The 22,175-nt window shown below is 71.4% G+C and carries 19 protein-coding genes; 9 read left to right on the forward strand and 10 right to left on the reverse strand.

Annotated elements, in window-relative coordinates; genetic code table 11:
- Nucleotides 1-11 precede the first annotated feature (11 nt).
- From AIF0345_RS01260 to AIF0345_RS01270, 3 genes are read right to left on the reverse strand one after another with little or no spacing between them, the layout of a single operon-like run.
- Nucleotides 12-716 (reverse strand): response regulator transcription factor, encoded by a 705-nt coding sequence (locus tag AIF0345_RS01260; RefSeq protein ID WP_268917968.1) that lies wholly within the window; start codon nucleotides 714-716, stop codon nucleotides 12-14.
- Nucleotides 717-763: 47 nt separating this feature from the next.
- A complete protein-coding gene (locus AIF0345_RS01265; RefSeq protein WP_268917969.1) occupies nucleotides 764-1,696 on the reverse strand; it encodes a sensor histidine kinase in 933 nt (310 codons plus the stop codon).
- Entirely contained in the window at nucleotides 1,693-4,335 is a 2,643-nt protein-coding gene (locus tag AIF0345_RS01270; protein WP_268917970.1) for a DEAD/DEAH box helicase, read from the reverse strand. The genes AIF0345_RS01265 and AIF0345_RS01270 overlap by 4 nt, the downstream gene beginning before the upstream one ends.
- A gap of 511 nt (nucleotides 4,336-4,846) precedes the next feature.
- On the opposite strand from AIF0345_RS01270, the gene AIF0345_RS01275 reads away from it, so the two are divergent.
- Nucleotides 4,847-5,209 (forward strand): hypothetical protein, encoded by a 363-nt coding sequence (locus tag AIF0345_RS01275; protein WP_285296890.1) that lies wholly within the window; start codon nucleotides 4,847-4,849, stop codon nucleotides 5,207-5,209.
- A gap of 143 nt (nucleotides 5,210-5,352) precedes the next feature.
- Complete coding sequence (locus AIF0345_RS01280) at nucleotides 5,353-5,511, forward strand: hypothetical protein (protein ID WP_285296891.1); 159 nt, start codon at nucleotides 5,353-5,355, stop codon at nucleotides 5,509-5,511.
- A gap of 550 nt (nucleotides 5,512-6,061) precedes the next feature.
- Here the strand turns inward: AIF0345_RS01280 and AIF0345_RS01285 are convergent.
- The 5 genes from AIF0345_RS01285 to AIF0345_RS01305 form a co-directional block, all read right to left on the reverse strand.
- Nucleotides 6,062-6,754, reverse strand: a complete 693-nt coding sequence (locus tag AIF0345_RS01285) for a type I restriction endonuclease subunit R, EcoR124 family (protein WP_311136108.1) — start codon at nucleotides 6,752-6,754, stop codon at nucleotides 6,062-6,064.
- 250 nt (nucleotides 6,755-7,004) lie between these two features.
- Nucleotides 7,005-8,657, reverse strand: coding sequence for a DASS family sodium-coupled anion symporter (locus tag AIF0345_RS01290; RefSeq protein ID WP_285296892.1), 1,653 nt, complete (start codon nucleotides 8,655-8,657; stop codon nucleotides 7,005-7,007).
- Nucleotides 8,654-9,295 carry a L(+)-tartrate dehydratase subunit beta gene (gene ttdB, locus AIF0345_RS01295; protein ID WP_273168548.1) on the reverse strand — a complete coding sequence of 214 codons (642 nt, stop codon included), beginning with the start codon at nucleotides 9,293-9,295 and terminating at the stop codon, nucleotides 8,654-8,656. The genes AIF0345_RS01290 and ttdB overlap by 4 nt, the downstream gene beginning before the upstream one ends.
- A complete protein-coding gene (gene ttdA, locus AIF0345_RS01300) occupies nucleotides 9,292-10,257 on the reverse strand; it encodes a L(+)-tartrate dehydratase subunit alpha (protein WP_285296893.1) in 966 nt (321 codons plus the stop codon). The genes ttdB and ttdA overlap by 4 nt, the downstream gene beginning before the upstream one ends.
- Nucleotides 10,258-10,583: 326 nt before the next feature.
- The gene (locus AIF0345_RS01305) at nucleotides 10,584-11,666 is read right to left on the reverse strand and encodes an AraC family transcriptional regulator (RefSeq protein ID WP_285296894.1); all 1,083 of its coding nucleotides are present in this window, start codon (nucleotides 11,664-11,666) and stop codon (nucleotides 10,584-10,586) included.
- 423 nt (nucleotides 11,667-12,089) lie between these two features.
- Between AIF0345_RS01305 and AIF0345_RS01310 the strand changes: the two genes are divergently transcribed.
- From AIF0345_RS01310 to AIF0345_RS01325, 4 genes are all read left to right on the forward strand, one after another.
- On the forward strand, nucleotides 12,090-14,048 hold the full coding sequence (locus AIF0345_RS01310; protein ID WP_285296895.1) for a ribonucleoside triphosphate reductase: 1,959 nt from the start codon (nucleotides 12,090-12,092) through the stop codon (nucleotides 14,046-14,048).
- 155 nt (nucleotides 14,049-14,203) lie between these two features.
- Nucleotides 14,204-14,902 carry an anaerobic ribonucleoside-triphosphate reductase activating protein gene (locus AIF0345_RS01315; RefSeq protein ID WP_285297870.1) on the forward strand — a complete coding sequence of 233 codons (699 nt, stop codon included), beginning with the start codon at nucleotides 14,204-14,206 and terminating at the stop codon, nucleotides 14,900-14,902.
- A 52-nt stretch (nucleotides 14,903-14,954) separates the two neighbouring features.
- The gene (locus AIF0345_RS01320) at nucleotides 14,955-15,269 is read left to right on the forward strand and encodes a type II toxin-antitoxin system Phd/YefM family antitoxin (RefSeq protein WP_285296896.1); all 315 of its coding nucleotides are present in this window, start codon (nucleotides 14,955-14,957) and stop codon (nucleotides 15,267-15,269) included.
- Nucleotides 15,266-15,667 carry a type II toxin-antitoxin system VapC family toxin gene (locus AIF0345_RS01325; protein ID WP_268917911.1) on the forward strand — a complete coding sequence of 134 codons (402 nt, stop codon included), beginning with the start codon at nucleotides 15,266-15,268 and terminating at the stop codon, nucleotides 15,665-15,667. Before AIF0345_RS01320 ends, AIF0345_RS01325 begins: the two co-directional genes overlap by 4 nt.
- A 38-nt stretch (nucleotides 15,668-15,705) precedes the next feature.
- Here the strand turns inward: AIF0345_RS01325 and AIF0345_RS01330 are convergent, their stop codons facing one another.
- Both AIF0345_RS01330 and AIF0345_RS01335 read right to left on the reverse strand, forming a co-directional pair.
- Nucleotides 15,706-17,526, reverse strand: coding sequence for an FUSC family protein (locus AIF0345_RS01330; RefSeq protein ID WP_268917912.1), 1,821 nt, complete (start codon nucleotides 17,524-17,526; stop codon nucleotides 15,706-15,708).
- 322 nt (nucleotides 17,527-17,848) lie between these two features.
- Nucleotides 17,849-18,055 carry a CPBP family glutamic-type intramembrane protease gene (locus tag AIF0345_RS01335; RefSeq protein ID WP_043562188.1) on the reverse strand — a complete coding sequence of 69 codons (207 nt, stop codon included), beginning with the start codon at nucleotides 18,053-18,055 and terminating at the stop codon, nucleotides 17,849-17,851.
- A gap of 430 nt (nucleotides 18,056-18,485) precedes the next feature.
- On the opposite strand from AIF0345_RS01335, the gene AIF0345_RS01340 reads away from it, so the two are divergent.
- The 3 genes from AIF0345_RS01340 (at nucleotide 18,486) to AIF0345_RS01350 (ending at nucleotide 22,069) form a co-directional block, all read left to right on the forward strand.
- Nucleotides 18,486-19,079, forward strand: coding sequence for an excalibur calcium-binding domain-containing protein (locus tag AIF0345_RS01340; RefSeq protein ID WP_285296897.1), 594 nt, complete (start codon nucleotides 18,486-18,488; stop codon nucleotides 19,077-19,079).
- A gap of 1,323 nt (nucleotides 19,080-20,402) precedes the next feature.
- Complete coding sequence (locus AIF0345_RS01345; protein WP_285296898.1) at nucleotides 20,403-20,954, forward strand: hypothetical protein; 552 nt, start codon at nucleotides 20,403-20,405, stop codon at nucleotides 20,952-20,954.
- A gap of 47 nt (nucleotides 20,955-21,001) precedes the next feature.
- Nucleotides 21,002-22,069, forward strand: coding sequence for a hypothetical protein (locus tag AIF0345_RS01350; protein WP_285296899.1), 1,068 nt, complete (start codon nucleotides 21,002-21,004; stop codon nucleotides 22,067-22,069).
- Nucleotides 22,070-22,175: the final 106 nt, after the last annotated feature.

A 22,175-nucleotide genomic window follows, 5' to 3' on the forward strand; every position in this document is an offset into this window, starting at 1 on the left:
GCGTCCGGTCCTCAGGGCAGCCTCGGCATGGTGTAGCCCTGGCCGCGGGCGGCGACGACGAGGTCGCCGGGCACCCCCCGGCGCTTGAGATGGCGGCGCAGCCGGTAGACGGTGGTGCGCACCATCTCACGCCCGCCCGCCGACTCCCCCGTCCCCCAGACCTCGTTGAGCAGGTCGGACCACGACGCGATGGAGCCGGCGTGCCGGGCCAGGACGGCGAGGAGGCGGGCCTCGGTGTCGGGCAGGGGCACCGGCCTGCCCTCCCAGGTGACCTCGCCGGTGGCGGTCAGGATGCTCAGCGCCCCGTTGGACACGGCGTCCCGGGCCCCCGGGGCGGTCCGGCGGACGACGGCGCTGGCCCGCAGCGCGAGCTCGCGCGGTGAGAAGGGCTTGGTGACGTAGTCGTCCGCGCCGGCCTCCAGGCCCGCAATGCGGTCCTCCTCGTCCCCCAGCGCCGTGAGCAGGATGATAGGGGTCGTGCTCGTGGCGCGTATCCGACGGCACAGCCCCACTCCGCCCAGGCCGGGGAGCATGACGTCCAGGATGACCAGGTCGAATGACTCCTGGCCCAGCCTCTCCCAGGCGGACTCGGCACTGGCGGCGCTGACGCACCGGAAGCCCTGGGTCTCCAGGGCGAAGGTGATGACATAGCGCATCTGGGGCTCGTCATCGACGACGAGTCCCAGCGGTTTCGGGTCGTGGGCGATCGGCTCCACCGTGTGCCTCCTGTTCTCATCATGCCCCGCCGGGCCCGGGGGCGGCGTCATGCCCCGCCGGGCCCGGTTGCGGCATTATGACGCGCGGCGGACTCCGCAGCCCCGACGGGCTTCGCGGACCTGCCGATCCCGGCGGCCTCGGCCGCCCCGGCGTCGGGCCTCCCGGGCGCGGGCGGGCGGAGCGGCACGGTCAGGTAGACGACGGTCCCCCGCGAGGCCATGGAGTCCACCAGGATGGACCCTCCGTGCAGGGCGAGGATCTGCCTGGTGACCACCATGCCCAGTCCGACCCCGCGGCTGACCGGAGCCTCCAGGGAGTTCTGCGAGCGGAAGGGCGTGAACAGCGCCTCGCGCTGCTGGGGCGTCATGCCGCGGCCGTCGTCGGAGATGGTGATGAGCGCGGTGTCCTCCTCGCTGCTGACCGAGATGGTGATGGTGGCGCTCGGGCCCGCGTGGCGCACGGCGTTCGTCACCGTGTTGGCGATCGCCTGCCGCAGGAGCCGGCGGTCGGCGACCATGCGGATGGGGGCGCCGTGCTCCTCCAGCCGCATGAGCGTGCTCGCGGTGCGGCGCATCTCCTGGACCAGGTTGCGCACGAGGCGGCGCAGCTCGACGGTCTCCAGGTGGAGGGCGAACAGCGCGTGGTCGAGACGCGCCTGGGTCAGGAAGTCCTCCGCCATGCCGATGGCCTGCTCGGTGTTGTCCACGATGGTGGCCACGAAGCGCCGCTGCACCTCGTTGAGGTTGCCGGGCGTCTCCTCGGCGAGCAGTTCGGCCGAGGCCCGGATGAGGGTGAGCGGGGTGCGGATCTCGTGGGCCAGCGCGTCGCGCGGGGCGGCGTGCTGGGCGACCTGCGCGCGCAGCCGCTCGGTCTCGGCGCGCGCCAGGCGCGTGCGGCGCGCGGCCAGCGCCACCGCGCCGACAGCCCCCGCCACGGCGAGGACGGCCAGGATGACGACGGCCCAGACGGTCCCGCTCACGGCGCGGCCCCGTCGTCGTCGGCGCCACCGGAGCCACTCTCCCCGGCCCGCGACACCGCCCGCACCAGCAGCCGCAGCAGGAGGATCGCCCCGGCCTTGTCCAGCGGCTCGTTGTTGTTGCCGCACTTGGGGGACTGCACACAGCTCGGGCACCCGGCCGCGCAGGCGCAGCCCTCGACGACGGCGAGCGTCGCGGCCAGCCACTGCCCGCCGGCCCGGTAGCCGCGCTCGGCGAAACCCGCCCCGCCGGCGTGACCGTCGTGGACGAAGACCGTGGGCTCCCCGGTCTGCGGGTGCGCGGTGATCGACAGGCCGCCGATGTCCCACCGGTCGCAGGTGGCCAGCAGCGGCAGCATGCCGATCGCGGCGTGCTCGGCGGCGTGCAGCGCACCGGGCAGGTCAGCGGTCGCGATGCCCGCCGCCCGGGTGACGGCCTCCGGCACCGTCCACCACACGGCCGCGGTCGGCAGGACGCGCTCGGGCATGTCCAGCTGGTGCTGCGCGACCACCTCCATCCCCGGCAGGGCCAGCCTGGCGTAGCCGGTCACCTGGCTGGTGACCTCCACCGACCCGAAGGACCAGCGGATCCCCCCGCCCCACTCCCGGGCCCCGCGCTCGGCGATAATGCGCACGCTGGAGCGCTCACGTGCCCGGGTCCGGTAGCCGATCGCCGCCTTCTCGACCGCGATCGCGGCCTCCTCGGTGAGCTCGGCGACGACGTAGCTGCGGCCCTGGTGGATGTAGACGGCGCCCTCGTGCACGGTGGAGTCCGCGGCGGCGCCGTCGACCGTGCCGACCACCGCGCCCGTGGCGGCGTCGACCACCGGCACCTCCGGCGGCCCGTCCCCGCGCAGCGAGGTCAGGTCCTGGGGGCGGCCCGGCAGGCTCGCGTTCCAGTACCAGCCGGAGGGCCGGCGGCGCAGCGCCCCGCGGGCCGCCAGGTCGGCCAGGAGGGTCTCGTCGGGCAGCCCGAACAGCGCCAGGTCCGCCTCGCGCAGGGGCGCCTCTCCGGCCGCCGCGCACAGGTGCGGGGCGAGCACGTAGGGGTTGGCGGGGTCGAAGACGGTGGCCTCGGGGGCGGCGAAGACCGCCCCGGGGTGGTGGACGAGGTAGGCGTCCAGCGGGTTGTCGGAGGCGATGAGGACGGCGACGCCGCGGGTGCCGGCCCGCCCGGCGCGGCCCGCCTGCTGGCCCAGGCTCACCCGCGTGCCCGGCCAGCCGGCGATGAGGACGGCGTCCAGGCCGGTGACGTCGATGCCGAGCTCCAGGGCGCTGGTGGTGGCCAGGGCGCGGAGCCTGCCGCTGCGCAGGTCCCTCTCCAGCGCCCGGCGCTCCTCGGGCAGGTAGCCGCCCCGGTAGGCGGCCACGGTGCTCATGAGCTCGGGCTGGGAGCGGCCCAGGGTGCGCCTGGCGCGCTCGGCGACGATCTCGGCGCTGCGCCGCGAGCGCACGAAGACGAGGGCCCGGGCGCCCACGCTCAGCAGGTCCACGAGCAGCTCGGCTGCCTCGACGACGGCGGAGCGGCGGGCCGAGGGGTCCTCGGTGGGGTCGAGCGTGTCGGGGCCGGCGGTGCCGGGGGCGGCGGTACTGAGGCCGGCGGTGCGTGGCTCGCCCGCGGTGGCTGTGCGTGACCCGCCGGTGTCGGCGGGCGCGCCGGGGGCCGCGGGCGTGGTGGTAGCAGCGCCGGCGGCCGGGGCCTCCCGGGCCCAGGCGAGCCACGGCTCGCGCAGCGCCGGCTGCCACAGGGCGAGGACCCGCTCGCCGGCGGGGGCGCCGTCGTCGGTCACGGCGACGACAGCGCCCGGCGCCGCCCCGATGAGGCGCGCGGCCGTCAGGGCCGGCTCGCCCGCCGTCGCGGAGGCGCACAGCACGACCGGCTCCGGGCCGTCTGGGCGCAGGCGGCGCACCAGCCTCAGCAGGCGGCGCAGGACGAGGGCGACGTGCGCGCCCAGGAGCCCGCGGTAGGCGTGGCACTCGTCGACCACCACGTAGCGCAGCGAGCGCAGGAAGCGCGTCCACCGCTCGTGGCCCGGCAGGAGCGAGAAGTGCAGGAAGTCGGGGTTGGTGAGCACGACGTCGGCGTGGGCGCGCGCCCAGTCGCGCTCAGGCAGGGGCGTGTCGCCGTCGCAGGTGCCGGTGCGCACGGTGCGGATGGAGCCGGCCGGGACGCTGTCGGCCCGCTGGACGGCCTCGATCTCGGCCACGAGGCGCTCCAGGGAGGCGGCCTGGTCGGCGGCCAGGGCCTTGGTGGGGGAGAGGTACAGGGCGGTCGGGCGGCGGCCGTAGGCGGAGATGCGCCCTCCGGCGTCCGGCCCAGCGCCCGGCCCGCCGCCCTGGGCTGCGAGCACGTCGGAGACGACCGGCAGCCAGGCCGCCAGCGACTTGCCCGACCCCGTGCCGGTGGCCAGGACCGTGTGGCGGCCGGCGTGGACGGCGTCGGCGGCCCGGGTCTGGTGCGTCCACGGAGTCTCCACCCCCAGGCGGCCGTAGGCGGCCACGAGCGCGGGGTCGGCCCAGGTGGGCCAGGCGGCGTGGCGGGCGGGGCGCGCGGGGGTGCGCCGGAGGTGGACGAGGCGGCCGTCGCGCGCACCGATGCTCTCCAGGAGCTCGGTGATGTCGCGTCGGGTGCCGTCTGCCATGGGTCAAGTGTGCCGCAGGGGTGCGACACGAATCCGCAGGGGTGCGCCCGCGGCCGAGGCGAGACCGGCCTGCACTGGCCTGCCGAGTGTGGACGCCGGAGGTTCGGGTGGGTCATAATGGTGGGGAGCCACCCGGTTGGGCACGGATGGCTCCCCTGGCGGGCGGCTCAGCTGAACCACCTGCCGAGGGCATCCACAAGGACACCAACGGCCCGGACCAGGCGAGCGAGTGCGTTCAACAGTTCGCTCACCTTCCGGGCCGTATCCTTGTCCCTGCGGATCTTGACGTGTCTGCCTCTCGGCTTGGACACGGCCCCCACCTCCTCCCTGGCTCCTTACTTCCCCGGCAAGGACACTGGGTGTTCCGGGAGAAGGTGCCGGAGAAGGCCCCACCAGTATGCCGCGCGGACTGTCCGGTCGGCCACAGTCCCGGCCTGCTGATACGCCTGTCGCCCCATGGCTCCGCGTGCGGTCCCATGACGGGTGGGACCCTGAGACCCGAAGGATGTGCATGAGCTTCAAGGCCCATCTCGTGGCCGTCTCGCCGACGGTGCCGCGTCTCGACATCCTTGCGCATCCGGAGGGCGGGCCCGAGGACGCGCAGGCCTTCATCGACCGGTCGGTGCCCGGATGGAGGCTGACGGGCGAGACGATCTCCATGCTCGCGGGTCGGGGCGTGGAGGGAGCCCGTTACATCGGCACCTGGGGGCCAGCGCCCTCATCCAGGGCGACGGCGCCGGGGTTCTTGCCCGAGACCTGCGTGCTCGTCGCGAGGACGGCGATCCCACCATCTACAAGCTGGACGTGTGGGGCGGGATCAACTCCTTCAGCTTTTGCGCGGTCGGCGATGGGATCAGCCGTCTCGTCGAGGTGAGTCTTGAGCAGCTGTTTCGGGCCCTTCGGGGACTGGGACGATGAGGACGGGTCGCGCATGATTCTCAAGACGAGTGGCGAGCCCCTGCCCTTCGGGGCTACTGGTACGGCGTCTACCCCGATGGCCCGTACGAGCCGGAGAACATGCCTGTGGACTGCGAGACCTTCGGGGAGGACGCGTGGACGTGGCTCGTCGGCCTGACCAGCTCCTTCGGGCGCGTGCCCGGCCGTCTCGCCGGGCTGGTCGAGCAGCGGGTGGCGGAGAAGGGCCGGCTCGTCGTGCACGTGGCCCTGCCCGCCTGACCCGCCCGGCCGCAGGCCCGCTGTGTGCGGGGCGGGGCCGGGTGTCCGTCAGAATGACATTGGAGGCCCAGGGCGTCGTGCCTCTCGGAGGAATCCTTGCGATCATGCGGTTTTTCTCTTGCGCGTCTGGGCCCGGAGGGGCCAATGTCATTCTGGTGGACACCTGCCGGCTCGGAGTCGGTTGACGCGCGGCCCGGCCCTCCTTCGCCGGAACGCGGGTCCGCTACGACCAGCTTGACGAGGACGTCACCGCAGGCCGCGTCACCGCCATCCACCGTGGAGCACCCCGCGATGGCTCGCGCACCAGCGACAGCGCCCGCGGCTCCCGTTTCGCCGCAACCCGAGCCCGGCGCCGGCACATGAGCGTAGCGGCCCGTACTGGCCTGCCGGGTGTGGACGTCGGCCGTTCGGGTGGGTCAAAACGGTGGGGAGCCACCCGGCGGGCCCGGATGGCTCCCCTGGCGGGCGGCTCAGATGAACCACCTGCCGAGGGCATCCACAAAGACACCAACGGCCCGGACCAGGCGAGCGAGACCGGTCACGATGTCGCTCACCTTCCGGGCCGTATCCTTACGCCCAACAGCCCGCTGAAACGGTCGACGTGGCATGCGAGCTCGTCGGCCACGCGGTGCTTCTTGGTGTCGAGAGTGTCGGAGCCGGCGGTCCTGCGGAACCGCGACATGGGCGGGAGGATGCGTGAGACGGCGGTTCCTTCGACGCCGATGCGTGCGAGTCCCGCCACAGCGGCCGCCACGAGCCGCCTGGTCGGCTCGGCCTTGAGACGCTCCTCGGAGATGAGGGCATCGAGCTCGGCTTGTTGGCGGCCCGTCATGCGGGCCTCCCACTGGGCGGCGACGTCGCCCGTCGAGGACACGGAGCGGACGAAGTCCTCGATGAGGCCGCGCTTGTTGCGCAGGGACGGGCTGGAGGCCAGTGCGCGTGTGATATCGGCCGGGATCTCGTGGTCGCCATCGTCGAGGACATCGGCGTCGGCGAAATCGTCGAAGCTCGTCAGGATGTTGCGCAGCCGCAGGATCGCCCCGAAGAGCCGGATGAAGCGCTTCTGCTCGCTCTCGGAGGCGATCACTCCTCCGGGCTCGAAGCCGGTGCGCAACTCGCTCACCTTCTCAAGGTACTCCTGGAGGTACTCGGTGCAGGGGCGCAGGAGCCGGCCGACTGAGTCGATTGCATATCCTGATTGGTTGAGGCGCGGCGCATCTGGGAGCAGGGCGAGGCCGAGCAGCGCGCGGGGCGCGCAGCCCTCGCCCGCGCCGCGGCGCGCAGGCGCGAGGCCGTGGCCCTGCTACGAGAGCAACGGCGCTGCAGCGCCTCTGATACGGCCCGGATACTCGGAGTGACGCGGCAGAGGATCTACCAGCTCGCACGATGAAGCCGCCGGAGTCGGCCCGGATCACCCGGTGGCTGCCGATGCGGATGCGCCGCGCCGCCTGCTCCCGCGCGCCGCCGACCGGTCTCACCCACCACGGTCTCACTCACCACACGCCGATAATGCTCCACCAGAGGGGGCCGACCACCAGCCAGATCGCCAGGTGCACGGCCCCGAGCGCGAGCCCCGTTCGCCACCAGGTCCCCAGCTCGACGAACCCGGAGCCGAAGTACAGGGGAGCCGGCCCGTTGCCGTAGTGGGTCAGGCATCCCATGAGGGTCGGGATCGCCCCGAGGAACACCGTCAGCGGCACCCCCGGCAGACCGAGAGCCAGCCCCACCCCGAGGAAGACGGCGAACATGGAGGCGGTGTGCGCCGTGCCTGAGGCGAACAGGTAGTGGGTCAGGGCGTACACGCCCGTCAGGGCCGCGAAGGCCGCGACCGTGCCCAGGCCCCCCATCATGGAGCCGGTGCTGTCCCCGAGCCAGCCGATGAAGCCGAGCTTGTTGAGGTAGGTGCCCATCATGACCAGCGCCGCGAACCAGGTCAGGGTGTCCCAGGCCGAGCGCTCGGCCTTCATCTGCTCCCAGGTCAGCGCCCCGGTCAGCAGCAGCGCGCCCAGGCCCAGCAGGGCGACCGTCGTCGCGCTCATGAAGGACTCGCCGATCGCCCACAGCACGATCATGATGAGGAAGACCCCGAGCGTCACCCACTCGTGCGCCGTGACCCGCCCGAGCCGCCTCAGCTCGCGGGCGGCCATGACGGAGGCGTCCGGGGTGCGGCGGATCTCCGGCCTGTGCAGCACGTAGGTGACCAGCGGCACGGCGACGACGCCGAGGAGTCCGGGCACGACCGCGGCCAGCAGCCAGCCGGGCCAGTCGACCTCGACGCCGGCCGCGGCCGCCAGCCGCGAGGACATGGCGTTGGGGGCGGCGCCGGTGAAGAAGATGACGGAGACGGCCAGGTTGAGGTTGTAGGTCGTCAGCGCCAGGTAGGAGCCGAGCCGCCGGTGGGTCTGCGGCCTGTCCGGTTCTGAGCCGAAGGCCCTGGCCACGCTCATCATGACCGGGTACACGTACCCGGAGCGGGCCGTGTTCGAGGGGATCGCCGGCGAGGTGACCAGGTCGGCCAGACCCAGCCCGTAGGCCAGGCCGAGGCTCGAGCGGCCGAAGACCCTGACGAACAGGTAGGCGAGCCGTTCGCCCAGCCCGGAGGAGATCACCGTCCGGGCGGCGAAGAACGCGGAGACGATGAGCCAGATCGTGGAGTTGGAGAAGCCGGACAGGGTGGCGGAGACCTTGTCGGCGGAGCTGCCGCCGGGCGCGAGGACGCCAGTCGCGGCGCACAGGGCCATGGCGATGATCGACAGCGCGCCCATGGGGGCGGCCTTGGCGATGATTCCGACGATGGTGGCCAGGAAGATCGCGAAGAGGTGCCAGGCGCTGGGCTCGAGTCCCCCCGGGACGGGGACGAACCAGACGAGCGCGCCGACGGCGAGGCAGGCGGCCAGCACCCACGGCCTGGTCTCACGGCCCAGGCCCGGCCGCTCGGGGCCCGACGGCGCGGGCGGGGGCTGTGACGTCTGTGCCGTCGAGGCTCGGCCCGCCGGTGCCGGGCCCGGCCCGCCGCCGGGCCGGGGAGCGCGGGCGTCAATGCTGATGGCGGCAGGCCGGTCTGCGGCGCTCGCCTGCGTGGCGCTCGCTTGCGCGGCACCCGCGTCGGGGACGCTCGGGGAGGCCGGGTGGGCGTCGGCGTTCATCTGATGTACCTGACCTTCTCGTTGAGGGAGGCCAGCGCGGCCTCCTTGCGCTCGTTGTAGAGGACCTTCTGCCGCTCGAACAGGTTGCCGCCGTGGGCGTCGATGGAGACGATGAGGGGCCCGAGCTGCTTGACCCGGAAGGTCCACAGGGTCTCGGGCATGCCCAGGTCGCGCCACTGCGCGTCCTCGACCGCCTCGACCGCGGTGGCGGCGATGACCGCGTTGCCGGCCGGGAAGACGCAGTGCAGGGCGCCGTGGGCGGCGCAGCCGGCCTCGGTGCCCGGGCCCATGCCGCCCTTGCCGACGATGAGGCGCACGCCCGTGCGGGCGATGAACTCCTCCTCGAACATCTCCATGCGCATCGAGGTGGTGGGGCCGACGGCGACGACCTCGAACGCGTCCCTGTCCTCGTCGACCACGCGGATAATGGGGCCGGCGTGGAGGATGGCGCCGTCGCGTATGTCCACGGGCAGCTCGCGGCCGTACTCGATGAGACGGCGGTGGGCGACGTCGCGGCAGGTGGTGATATGGCCGTCGAGGAAGACGACGTCGCCAACGCGGATGTCCTCGATGTCCTCCCGCTGAATGGGAGTGGTCAGCGTGATGTGGTGGGCCGCGGCCCGCCCGGTGGTGCTCATAGCTCGACTCCCCTGTGCGTGATGAGCTCATAGCTCAGGTTGCGGTCGAAGCGGATGGTGCCGCGACGGTGCGACCAGCAGCCGGTGTTGACGGCCACGGAGAGCACCGAGGGGTGGCGGGCGGAGCTCTCAATGTTGACGCCCATCGTGGAACGTGTCCCGCCCAGGCCCTGGGGGCCCAGGCCGATCGAGTCGATGGCCTCCTGGAGGTCGTCCTCCAGCCGGGCGACCCGCGGGTTGGAGGCGTGCGAGCCGACCGGCCGCATGAGGGCGAGCTTGGACATGTAGCTCGCGGCGTCGATGGACGAGCCGATGCCCACCCCGACCAGCAGCGGCGGGCAGGCGTTGATCCCGTAGGAGGTCATGACATCCAGGACGAACCTCATGGCGGCCTCGTAGCCCTCGCCCGGCATGAGGGTCTTGCCCTGGCCGGGCAGCGAGCAGCCGCCGCCGGCGAGGTAGACGTGGAGGGTCAGGTCGTCGCGGCCCTCGGCGAGGTCCCAGTAGATCCACGGCGACTTCGTCCCGACGTTGGTGCCGGTGTTGAGCTCGTCGAAGGTCTCCACGGTGTTGTGGCGCAGCGGAGCGAGGCGGGTGGCCTCGGCGATGGAGGCCTTGAGGGTCTCGGCGAGGCCGTCGGCGCAGGGGAAGTGGCTTCCCACCGTGGCGAAGATCTGCACCAGGCCCGTGTCCTGGCAGGAGGGACGCCTCAGCCTCTCGGCCAGTTCCTGGTTGCGCTGCATGGTGCGGTAGATCATGGCCGCCATGGGGCTGGTCTCCTCCGCGGCCAGCGCCTTGAGCCGAGCGGTGACGTCATCGGGCAGGCGGCGGGAGACGACGGCGGTGAAGCGGGCGACGACGTCGGCGAGCTCGGCCAGGCGGCCGGGGTCCGAGCCCGGTGGCAGGGCGGTGGCGGAGAGGGTGGGAATGGTTGTGTCGGCGGCTGTGCCTGCGGCGGTCACGGCGGTCCTCCTTCGGCCGGCGCGGTGATCTGTACCCTTTCAAGGGTCCGCTTACGGCCGGCGCCGGTCTGTCCAATGCCTCAGAGGGGCGGGCGGGACGGTGGTCCCGTGGCGGGGCGGTGCGGTGCCGGTCGCGAGAGCGGGGACCTGACCGGATGCCCTGCGGCCTGCGTCCCGCAATCGCCGTCGTTCCGGGCCTGCGCGCCTCGCGCGGGCCTGCGGGGCGGGGCCGCGCCCCTTCTCGGCCTGGAGATTCGCCAGGCCTGGACCGCCTCGCCACTCGGGCGCAGCGGCATGGGCGCGCCGAAGGGCGGGACGGTGCGCACCTACCCGCTGTCGGCCATCTGCTCCAGCCGGGCCGTCAGCGAGCGCGTGAGCTCCAGAGCCTCCTCGACCGGCGAGGGGCGCGCCAGCAGGGTCGCCGTCGCGCAGGGCCCCTCCGCCCCGCCGGCCGCGCCGCGCGAGGCCCAGACGCGCAGCACCCGCATGACCGACTCGTCGCCGCGGGAGACGTAGCGCTGGTGGAAGACCTCGTCCGCGGCGGCGGTGTCCGTCGTCAGCAGGCTGCGGTAGGCGGACGGCGTGCGTCCGAAGGTGCGGCGGAAGGCCGTGTTGAAGGCCTTGACGTCCGGGAAGCCGGCGTCGGCGGCGACGCGCGCGATGAGGTGGTCGGTCTCGCCCAGGTCTCGGGTCGCCTGCCGCAGCCGCACCCGGGCCAGGTACTCGCTGAAGGTCATCCCCACCTGCTGGTGGAAGACCTGCGAGAGGTAGCCGGGGGAGAACCCCACGCGCCGCGCCAGGCGGTCCAGGGTGATGCGCTCGCGGAAGGAGGAGTCGATGTAGGTCACCGCCCGTTGCAGCGCCCGGTGGTTCTCGACCGCCGCCGGCGGCTCGCCGGTGCCCGCCGGGGCGGGCGGGAAGTGGTCGAAGAGCGTAGCGAAGACGTCGAGCAGGCGCGCCTCCCAGGCGGCGTCGGCGCCCGGGCCGCAGCGGTGGGAGGCGAGCATCATCCGGCAGCACAGGGTGCGCAGCCGCGTGAAGCCGACGTCCTCGCGCGTGGCCGGGGCGGAGCGGCAGGCGAAGCGGGGGACGGTGCCGTCGGGGGTGAAGGACGCCAGATAGTCGCCCTCGACGTGCAGGCACATGACCGTGGTGCGCGGCTGGGTGTCCAGCGTGGCATGGCCGTCATTGGCGTTGATGACGACGACGTCGCCCGGCTCGAGCTGGTTGACGCTCCCCGCGGCGCACAGCTCCAGGGCGCCGGTGATGACCACGAGGATCTCCAGGGCCGTGTGCCAGTTGTAGTGGTAGGAGCCGATCGCGTACACGTACTGGCCGGCGCGCAGGCCCCGGGCGGCCGCGTCGTGGACGTGATGGAGCTGTGTCGCGACCGGCCCTGGCGTCCCCATGTCATCCATGGTAGACGGGCCTGTCGGAGGCGGCCGGGCGCCGTCGTCGATCGGCCCGGCAGCGACCCCGTCCGGGACCCCGCCCGCGACATGTGCGCCGTCGGTCTCGCCGGTCGCCCCGCGACACGCGCGATCCCGCCCGCGACACGCGCGACGGACCGAACGACATATGGACGCGTGATCCCGCGCACATACCGGGGAGAGCCCCGGAATCCCGCCGAAAGCGTTCGTACGTCAGTTCGAGGGACGTCGGCACAACCACTACATGTAGTGGTTGCGAACCAGTCTCGCACCTACATGATGTGTTGCATCCGTGTGATTCGGTTGTAGTCTCACTCCTGGTGGTGCCGCGCCGGACGCCCCTCCCGGGGGCTGGAGCGGCAGCGCCTGCCGCACTCGTTCACCGACGCACTGGAGAGTTCCGTGTCAGACAGCAGCCAGATCCCCACCGCCGCTCACCTCGCCGCCGCTCACCCCGAGCTCGTGGCGCGCGGCTCCGCCGACTCCGCTGTCGCCCACGGCTCGCGGCCCCAGATCGACGCCGTCTCCACCATCACCGAGTACCTCGACCGCTCCGACTGGCGGGTCAACGCCAACGCCAACCAGGGCTACTCGCTGGGCGGGATGATCCTCAACACCTCCGGCAAGGTCATCGCCAACTACTGGCTGAGCCAGATCTATTCCCAGGAGGCGGGCGACGCCCACCGCGCCGGCGACTTCCACATCCACGACCTGGACATGTTCGCCGGCTACTGCGCCGGCTGGTCGCTCAAGAACCTCCTCCAGCAGGGCTTCAACGGGGTGCCCGGCAAGATCGCCTCCGCGCCGGCCAAGCACTTCTCCTCCGCCGTCGGGCAGATCGTCAACTTCCTGGGCACGCTCCAGAACGAGTGGGCCGGCGCCCAGGCCTTCTCCTCCTTCGACACCTACATGGCGCCCTTCGTCCGCCTGGACTCCATGACCTACGACCAGGTCCTCCAGTGCATGCAGGAACTCATCTTCAACCTCAACGTCCCCTCCCGCTGGGGCACCCAGACGCCCTTCACCAACCTCACCTTCGACTGGACCTGCCCCGCGGACCTGGCCGACGAGCACCCCCTCATCGGCGACGAGCTGTGCGACTTCACCTACGGGGACCTCGCCGAGGAGATGGGCATGATCAACCGCGCCTTCATGGAGATCATGACCACCGGCGACGCCGAGGGGCGCGTCTTCACCTTCCCCATCCCCACCTACAACATCACCAGGGACTTCGACTGGGACACGGAGAACTGCGAGCGGCTGTTCACCATGACGGCGAAGTACGGCCTGCCCTACTTCCAGAACTTCATCAACTCCGAGCTCGACCCCGGCATGATCCGCTCCATGTGCTGCCGCCTCCAGCTCGACCTGCGCGAGCTGCTCAAGCGCGGCAACGGCCTGTTCGGCTCGGCCGAGCAGACCGGCAGCGTCGGCGTCGTCACCGTCAACATGGCCCGCCTGGGCTACCTGCACGCCGGAGACGAGCCCGGCCTCGTCGCGGCCCTGGACCGCCTGCTGGAGATCGGCCGGGACACCCTCGAGCTCAAGCGCACCGTCATCCAGCACCACATCGACGCCGGCCTGTTCCCCTTCACCAAGCGGTGGCTCGGCACGCTCGACAACCACTTCTCGACCCTCGGCGTCAACGGCATGAACGAGATGGTCCGCAACTTCACGCGGCACGACGGCGGCGGCTACGACCTGACCGACCCGCGCGGCCACGACATGTGCGTGCGCCTTCTCGACCACGTGCGCGACAAGATGGTGGAGTTCCAGGAGGCCACCGGCCACCTCTACAACCTTGAGGCCACCCCGGCGGAGGGCACCACCTACCGCTTCGCCAAGGAGGACCGCAAGCGCTTCCCCGGCATCCTCCAGGCCGGCACCGAGTCCAACCCGTACTACACGAACTCCTCGCAGGTGCCCGTCGCCTACACCGACGACCCCTTCGAGGCCCAGGAGATGCAGGAGGAGCTGCAGACCAAGTACACCGGCGGCACGGTCCTCCACCTGTACATGAACGAGCGGATCTCCTCGGCGCGGGCCTGCAAGGAGCTCGTGCGGCGCAGCCTGACCGCTTTCCGCACCCCCTACATCACGGTCACGCCGACCTTCTCGATCTGCCCCACCCACGGCTACCTGGCCGGGGAGCACCTGACCTGCGAGAAGTGCGCCGAGCTGCACCCGGGTGCCGAGCCGGTCGAGTGCGAGGTGTGGACGCGCGTCATGGGCTACTTCCGCCCCGTGAAGTCCTTCAACATCGGCAAGAAGGGCGAGTACATGGAGCGGCAGATGTTCACCGAGGACGCCGCCGGCGGGCACGGCCCCGCCGTCTCGCGGCTGAGCGCCGTATCCGCGTAGGGCCGGGCATGCTGGTGTCGCAAGGACCGGAGGGGGTGGCGGGAGACTGCCTCGAAGGCGTGGCGGGTCTGGCGGGAGCGCCGCGAGGGACGAGCAGCGCCGATGGTAGCCGAGAGGCAGTCTCCCGCCACCCTCGGTCCCGCGCGGCTGACGACCTGGTCATTGCCGGGCTGGTTCCCATGAGCACCGTCGACTGGCCCGACCACCTCACCGCGACGGTCTTCGCCCAGGGCTGCCCGTGGAACTGCTTCTACTGCCACAACCAGGCGCTCATCCCCACGCGCACGCCCGGGGCCGTCGCCTGGCAGGAGGTGCGCGTCCTGCTGGGGCGGCGCCGCGGGCTGCTCGACGGCGTCGTCTTCACCGGCGGCGAGGCGCTGCGCCAGGACGCGCTCGCCGACGCCGCCCGCGAGGTCGTCGAGATGGGGTTCCGGGTGGGGCTCCACACCGCGGGTGCCTACCCGCGGCGCCTGCGCGACCTGGTCGCCTCCGGGCTCGTCTCCTGGGTGGGGCTGGACGTCAAGGCGCTGCCCGAGCACTATCAGGCCGTGGTCGGGCGGCCCGGCGCCGCGGCGAAGGCGTGGGAGAGCCTGCAGGTCCTGCTGGAGGCGGACACTCCGTTCGAGGTGCGCACCACGGTCGTGCCCGGGGACGTGACCGCCGATGACGCCGTCGAGGTCGCGCGCCGCGTGCACGAGGCCGGGGCGCGGGTCTACGCCCTGCAGCAGGCGCGCGGCAAGGGCACGACCGGCGACTTCGCGGTGACTGCGGCGGGCTGGGACGCCGCCTGCGAGCGCATGGCCGAGCGCATCGGAGCCCTCGGCTGGGAGCGGTTCACCTACCGGGCGGCCTGAGGACGGCGCGCCGGCTGTTGGGGCGGGTTGCTGTGGTCGGTAGCCTTGTGTCATGGATGTGATGGGTGCGCCCATGGCTCCCGGTTCCAGGAGCGTGGGTCTGCGTGAGGTCGGTCGGCGGGCTGTGGAGGTCTGTCGGGAGGTGGAGTCCACCGGTGTGCCGGTGACGGTGACCGACAACGGTCGGCCCATCGCTCGGATCGTCCCCATCCGGCGCGGGGAGTCCTGGTACCAGCGCATGGTCCGCCAGGGCCGGGTCCGACCCGCCAAGGGCGACTCCCATATTCCTCTCGACGGTTGGACCTTGCCGGAGGGGCTGACGCTTGAGGCGCTGCTTGCCGAGGATCGTGAGGAGCTCGTCGATTGAACTACATCGACACGTCTTTCGTTGCGCTGTCCCTCCTCGGTCAGGAAGGGGCGTCGCGTGCGGCCAGTATTGTGAACAGGCTTCACCGGGAAGACGGATTGATCTCCTCGGTTCTTTTTCGTGTTGAGCTGCTCCGCTTGACGCACCGTACCGGGACGGACCCGGCCAAGGCGCAGGAGATTGTCGACCGAGTGCGTCTGGTGGACATTAATGACGACGTGATTGAGCGGGCGTGCGCCATGACTGAGGAGCTGAAGTCCCTGGACGCCATTCATCTGGCGACCGCACTGCTGCTCGACGACCCGGGTGATCCGGTCACCGTCTTCACCCACGACGCCCGCCTGGTGCACGCTGCCCGCGCTCACGGCCTGGCCGTCTTCGATCCGCTCGCGGCCTGAGGGCGGCGCGCGAGCTGTCTTAGCCGGGGCCGGCTCCGCTACGCTCCCGCGAGGAAGACCGCGCGGATCGCCGCGACCCTCGCCGCCAGCCTGTCGGGAGAGATGTTCCGCGAGGAGATCGGCGGCAGGGCGGCGATGAGAAAGGTCAGCTCGGTGTACGCGCGGGCCGCCGCCCGCCGGTTCGCGCCCGGATCCCGCCAGGTGGCCGCCACGACGTCGTACCCCAGGGAGGAGACCTCCCGCTGGACCGCGTACCACGGCTCGAGGGCGGCGGGATCATCAGGGCGGGCGGAGGACAGCACGGCCCCGGCCCGCCCCAGCTCGAAGACGAGACGACGCCGGTGGTCGCGCACCAGGGACGTCAGCGGGTGCCACCTCGCCCGGCGCCACCAGCCGCGGCCGGGCGCCGCCGCCTCGCCGGAGCGGATGGTGGTGTCCTCCAGCCCGTCGGCGAGGTCCGCGAGGACCTTCACGAGCGAGCTCAGGGTCAGCCGGTACTGCCTGCGCACGAGCAGCACCGGGGCCCGCCGCCCCATCGACCAGGTGACGAGCACCGCCGAGCTCGCCCCGATGACGGTCTCCAGCACGCGGTCGCCCATGAGGGTCACGATCTGCGCAGAGGATGCCGCAGGGGTGAGCATGAGCGCGAAGACGGTCACGAAGACCACGGCGACCGCGTAGTTGCGCGTCACCAGGCTCTCCAGCGCGTAGACCGCGGCGATCACCAGGCACAGGCGCACCCAGGTCGACGGGTCGAGCGCGACGATCCCCAGGTAGACGACCGTGCCCAGGGCCGTGCCGATGACCCGGTGGGCGGCCCGGATCGTGAGATCCGCACGGGAGGCCCCCATGTGCAGGACGATGAGCGAGGACAGGATCGCCCAGTAGGGCCGCCCCACCGGCGACAGGAACGCCGCCGAGGAGGCCAGGAGCACCGCCGTCGCCGCCCTCCCTGCCACCAGGCGGGGGCGGGACCCGCGCTCTGCCGCGGTGCGCAGCAGGTAGCGGGCCTTGGGCCGGCCCATGGGCACCAGGTCGAAGTTGTCCGTGATGTCTGGGTGGTCGCCGGGGAAGGACTGGGCGTGCAGGACCGACACCAGCCGCAGGTGGGCCGCGCGCAGGCGCTCCTCCAGCGCCCGCCCCCGGGCGGTCAGCGGCACGGTGCCGGGAGTGCGCCCGGTGCGCAGGATGTGCCAGGCGTCGTCGACACCGATCCAGGCGCGCGAGCGCGCGATGGCGCGCTGGGAGACCAGGGAGGCGCCGTCGTCGTCGGTGGGCGCGGGCAGGCGGCAGTAGGCGGCGACAGCCTGCTCCGCCTCCTCCACGCTCTCGCGCTCGGGCGCATACGGGTCCAGGGCCAGGAGCAGCAGGGAGGCCGCCGAGGCCAGCGCCCAGGCCAGGGCGGTGATGGGGACGAGGGTCGGCACCGTCCAGCCCTCCGAGCCCATGTAGGTGCCGAAGGCCCCGGCGAACACGGTGTCGATGGGGCCCGGCGGTCCGGTCAGGAGCGCGTGCCAGGTCCACACCACCACCAGCGTCATTGCCGTCATGACCGGGGGGATGAGGGCGGGGTGCGGGGCGATGAGGATGCCGATGCTCTGGCATACCAGCGTCGTCGCCCCGACGGCGAGCAGGGTGCGCACGCGACGGCGCAGCGGGGCCTCGCGGCCGGAGTTGGCCACCATCGCACCCAGCAGCCCCAGCGAGCCGCGGGTGGGTCCCAGGATGAGAACGGTCCCGATCAGGCCGAGGGCGATGGCGGCCACCCACCGCAGGGCCCGGCGGGCGCGGCCCGGGGCCGGCTGGAGGGTGATGAGGCTGCGGCCCAGCCTGGTCAGACCGGAGCGCCACGCGTGCATGGGGCCAGGATAAGGGGCCCGGGCGGGGTCCTTGGCGAGCTCGGCGCCGGGGCAGCGGCTCTCAGGGCTCGGTCGGGGGCCGACGGCGCGGGGCGGCCGCTCGACGGGAAGCGAAGCGCGCCGGGGTGCGCCATGGCCCGGCGGGCGCGCGGGGCGCGGGCGGTTGGGCCCGAGCGGGGTAACAAGTAGGACAAGGCGGGTACCGCATGAGGGTGGGCGCAGAGACGTATCCGAGCCAGTCGAGCCGCCGTCTCCGGAGCCGACATCCTCTCGCCCAGTTCCCGCACCCCTTCGCCGATATCCACCGTTCCCGGCGAGGGCCTCACTGGAAGACTCGCTGGAGGAGCAGCGGCGCGAAGGCGCTGAGGTCGACCATGACGGTGCGTGAGTACCGCTCGATGAATCCGATGAGGAACTGCCGGAAGAACAGCTCCTCCACGGACGGGCCCGCGACTCCGGCGACAGTGACGAAGAGGAGCGGTGTGAGCGTTGCCGCGATGCGGAAGACGCTCTCGTCGTTCTGCAGCACCGCGCCCGACGGGCCCGTGACCCGCAGCAGGAAGGCGGTAGTCGCCCGGGATCAGGAGCCTGCCCGGACTGAGGAGAAAACAGCCTGCATAGACAACCACGAAGACGCCCTGCGCGATGCGGGTCGCCCTGGCGGCGCCTTGATGGCGCTCGCCGAGCCGGTGGGGACTGGTGGAGGCGGTTATGCGTCAAGCGTGCCGGCGCGGTCGCACAGGCGACATCGCCTACCGGGAGGAGGCGAGTCGCGGGCCCCGGACCCCGGTCCTATGCCGGACGCCGACGCCGGCCTCCGCCTGCTCCCTGAACGCCCGGAGTGCTCGGGGCGCAGGTACCAGTTCTGCAACGGTTGACGTGGTCTTGCAGGCCCGTCCCGATGGCGTGCTTGAATGCCCGTGACTAGACGTCGCCGTCCCCTTCTGCTCGAGGCCCCCATGACTACGCCCTTCAGACCCTCTTTCTCTCCCGCACCCCCTTCGCCCTCCTACCCCGTTCCTGTGCACTCCCCTCGGCCGACACCTCGGCATCGCGAACTGCTCCGCAAGTCGCTGCCTTTCATTCTGGTCTTTCTGAGCTTCCTCCTCGGTATCGGGGTCGGTGCCTCTGGCTCGTCCACCACTGCGACTTCGAGTCCGAATTCGACGGATACTCCCTCTCCGGAAGTGACCGTTGTCTACACCCCGACGCCGGTGCCCACGGTTGTCTACACCCCGACGCCGGTGCCCACCATCGTCTACAGCCCGGCCCCGGCAACGCAGGCTCCGGAGGAGCGGGCTGCGCCTGAGCCCGCCGCCCCCCGGTCTGAGGATGAGGGCTCGGCGAGCGGGCAGGATGCTGGTACCGCGGATGACGGCGATTCTTCGAGTCCCGAGGAGGCGCCTGCGGCTCATCCAACGCCCGAGAGTGTCTACTATCGCAACTGCGATGCGGCCCGAGCCGCCGGCGCCGCCCCGCTTTATCGGGGCGAACCCGGATATCGGTCCGGGTTGGACCGTGACAACGATGGCATCGCCTGTGAGCGGAAGTAGCCAGAGCGACGAGGTAGAGCGGCCCATTGAATCCGCCTCCTGCCGTGGCACGGAACGCTGCATTCACGCGTCCGCTCGGATGAGGCGCAGGATCCCGCCCGCCTGGACCGCCGTCGTCCGCGCCTGGGCGGCCGGGAGCATCGGGCCGGGGGCTGCCGAACCGTGGTTCGATGAGGCAGGGCCGGAGCCTTTCTAGACTGGCCGGGTGCCTGCACCCGCCGTCTCGTCGCGCCGCTCCATGCTGGGAGGCGTGGTCGCCAGCTGCCTGATACTCCTCGTGGTTGGGATCACGGTCGTCGGGATCTCCCCGACGCCGCCGCTCCCCGCCCGGGCGGGGACGCTGGCCGCCATCGCCGGCCTGGTGGTTGCGGCCCTGTGGCTGCGGCGCCGCCGATCTCGGCGAAGGGGGCGGGCGGAGGGGAAAGAGGGGGAGGCGGCGGGAAGGGAGGGGGTGCCTGGCCGAGGACGTCCAGCACGCGGGCGCGGACCGCTCGGGGACTGCGGGGCCCGGGGCGGCGCAGCCCGGGATGGCGAACCGGGAGAGGCGGGCGACGCCGCGCCTCGCACCATTGCCTCACCAATGCTGAGCACCACTATTATTCTGCGCGCCCTGCGTCTGGGATCGCGATATCGAATCAGGCCGGGTCCTGGATGTCGTGGCAGATGCGCGTGGTCCTGTTGTCCTGGATAAGGGCACTGTCAGGGGACTCGATTCCCAGGACGGATCCACGCTGTGGGGCTACCAGGTGCGCAGTGCGAGCTTTGTATCGGCGAGCGATGATTCTGTGCCCGAGCCGGAGACGTACCTGGTTCCCAGCCCCGACCTCAAGCACCTGGCCTTTCAGGTTCGCCTCAAGCGCAGCTTCCCCGAACGGGAGGAGAGTGGCAGCGTGATCGTCCTCGACACGATCACCGGTGATGTCGCCGTTCGGCAACCAATGGACGAGGCGAGTCCGGGGCGGTTGCAGCTCACTGATTCCGCGGTGCTCATTCGCGACCAGGCATTCTCCCTGGCCGACGGGCACCACCTGGGAACCCTCGCGTCGGACTACCGGAACGCCGGCATGTACTCGGGGCCCGCAGGGCACTCGACCTTCATTGCCGGTGCGTGGAGGCAGGACAAGGAATCCGAATCGAATCCCGTGGGTCGCCCGGATCTCGTGCCCGACACCGCATTGGACTCCGTTACCACCTTGCAGGACGTGGCTCTCGACCCCATCTCCGATAAGAGAGGTTACCGGGTGCTCGTGGTTGTCGACGGAGCAGTGGCCGTCTACGCAAGAAGGGAGCGCGGGCGAGTCCGGCAGCCGGGACGCGTCAGCGGTGAGCATCGACGACGTCGGCGCCCACGGCGGCGACGCCGCCGAACGAGTTGCCCTGGGCAGGACGGCCGGACTCAACCGGATGGCCTCCATGGCCTCCATGGCCTCTCGGCAGCTCGTCATGTATCCCGAGCTCACCGAGCAGGGTACCGACGGATCGGAGAATCCTGCGGATCACTCCTGGGTCGGCTCCGTCTTCGATCCCGCCGCCCGTACGGTCTCCATGGGCCCGCAGGATGCGAGCATGACCAGGGCCTCGGTGGGTTATGGCTGGCAGGCCGGCGAGCCCCATGGGGAGGAGATGGCCGTTCGGGTCCAGGCGTCAGACGGATCCGCGTCGCTCACAGTTCCGATCTCCTCAACATCCACCGCTGACGACGTATCGGACCGGCGTGACTTGGAATATAGTCTCAGTCAGCTGGTGGAGGGAAGCTATACGTCCCGTTCTGTGCCGTGCGTGGTGGCGGCTCCCGGGGGCTCAGTCATTCTCGTCGATACGAATAGCGAGGGCGGATTCTATGAGCACGAGTATCGTATCTACGGGGTGAAATGATATGAAGACATCGGCTGCTGCGCAGCGCGCCGAGCCCGCAGGGCTCGATGAATCCGCGCCCTGTCTGGGCCTGCGCGCAGGACTCCTCCTCTGGTTCAGCAGGTCTTTCCACCCCTGGTTCGCCCCGCCGGCAGAGCACCGCCGTCGTCTCACTGGACCAGGAAACGGGCACTGTGCGATGGTACAGGGTGCTGTCGTCAGAAGCCGCCTGCAGCTATGCGCGCTCGGAGGACCCCTCGAAGCGAAAAGACAGGTTCGCGGCCAAGAGCTTCCTGGCCAGCCCCGACGGCGACTACATCGTGGTACTGCTCGTGCCGCGCTCGATTGAGGAATCCGCCCGGCGGGGAGATGATGTGACCGACCAGTCTCGGACCCTTGTGGTGCTCTCGGCCGAGACCGGGGAGGTGGTGCGCGCCGTGGAGACGGGCGAGAGGGTTCTGGGCCAGGCCTTGACCAACGATGCTCTTGTCGTCGAGACCTCGCCCACCTTCCATCCCGGTGGCGGAACCATGACGTCCTACTCCCTGACGGATCCGAAATCCGATCCCTTCAGGTGGCCGGCAACCGGCTGGCTCGTGGGCGCGACCGCGAACAGCGCCGTGACCTCGCCGCGCAAGTACTCCGGCTACTCCTCGCACTGCGCGTCCTCGACCGGCTCTCCCGCCGCCCTGAGCCTGTCGGATCCCGATACTGGAGAGACTCGCAGCACCATCGATCATGTCTACCGCGTATATCCGAACGGCTGGACGGAGTGCTATACGGGCTACGCGGACCGCACGGGCGCAGCGGGCGACCCGGACGCCTCCGGGAAAGCGCAGGAGCGCGAGGCTCCGCGGGAGCTCGTCGATCCTGAGACGGGGGCGCGTCTCAGTGTGACGGGAATGATCGTGACGCGGCGAATCACGCCCACCGGCGACGTATGGGTGCTGCGAACGCCCGATGCGAACGAATCGGACGGCACGAGCACACCTGCGTCCTGGTTGCCCGCCTCCAGTGAGAAGGATCGGGTTCTGACGACCAGCACCGAGCCGGTCGATCTCATTACTGTGAGCGGCTTCTATCGTCACAACCCGTCTTGGATTCGCCGCATCACCCTCACGATGGGAACATCCTGACCCGACCGGCGTCGGCCTGCTGCTATCAGCCGGCGTCGGCGGGGACCGGCCGCATGAGGGCGCGCCTTACGCGGACTCGTCGTCGGCCCTGCGAAATAGCGGCGTC

Source organism: Actinomyces israelii (assembly GCF_030253495.1).
GTDB lineage: Bacteria > Actinomycetota > Actinomycetes > Actinomycetales > Actinomycetaceae > Actinomyces > Actinomyces israelii.

What these genes read in the sequence shown, in the direction of transcription:
- AIF0345_RS01270 (WP_268917970.1), bottom strand. Translation starts at nt 4,335, where the DNA reads ATGGCAGACGGCACCCGACGCGACATCACCGAGCTCCTGGAGAGCATC.
- AIF0345_RS01275 (WP_285296890.1), top strand. Translation starts at nt 4,847, where the DNA reads ATGAGCTTCAAGGCCCATCTCGTGGCCGTCTCGCCGACGGTGCCGCGT.
- AIF0345_RS01280 (WP_285296891.1), top strand. Translation starts at nt 5,353, where the DNA reads ATGCCTGTGGACTGCGAGACCTTCGGGGAGGACGCGTGGACGTGGCTC.
- AIF0345_RS01290 (WP_285296892.1), bottom strand. Translation starts at nt 8,657, where the DNA reads ATGAACGCCGACGCCCACCCGGCCTCCCCGAGCGTCCCCGACGCGGGT.
- ttdB (WP_273168548.1), bottom strand. Translation starts at nt 9,295, where the DNA reads ATGAGCACCACCGGGCGGGCCGCGGCCCACCACATCACGCTGACCACT.
- AIF0345_RS01305 (WP_285296894.1), bottom strand. Translation starts at nt 11,666, where the DNA reads ATGGGGACGCCAGGGCCGGTCGCGACACAGCTCCATCACGTCCACGAC.
- AIF0345_RS01320 (WP_285296896.1), top strand. Translation starts at nt 14,955, where the DNA reads ATGGATGTGATGGGTGCGCCCATGGCTCCCGGTTCCAGGAGCGTGGGT.
- AIF0345_RS01330 (WP_268917912.1), bottom strand. Translation starts at nt 17,526, where the DNA reads ATGCACGCGTGGCGCTCCGGTCTGACCAGGCTGGGCCGCAGCCTCATC.
- AIF0345_RS01340 (WP_285296897.1), top strand. Translation starts at nt 18,486, where the DNA reads ATGACTACGCCCTTCAGACCCTCTTTCTCTCCCGCACCCCCTTCGCCC.
- AIF0345_RS01350 (WP_285296899.1), top strand. Translation starts at nt 21,002, where the DNA reads ATGAATCCGCGCCCTGTCTGGGCCTGCGCGCAGGACTCCTCCTCTGGT.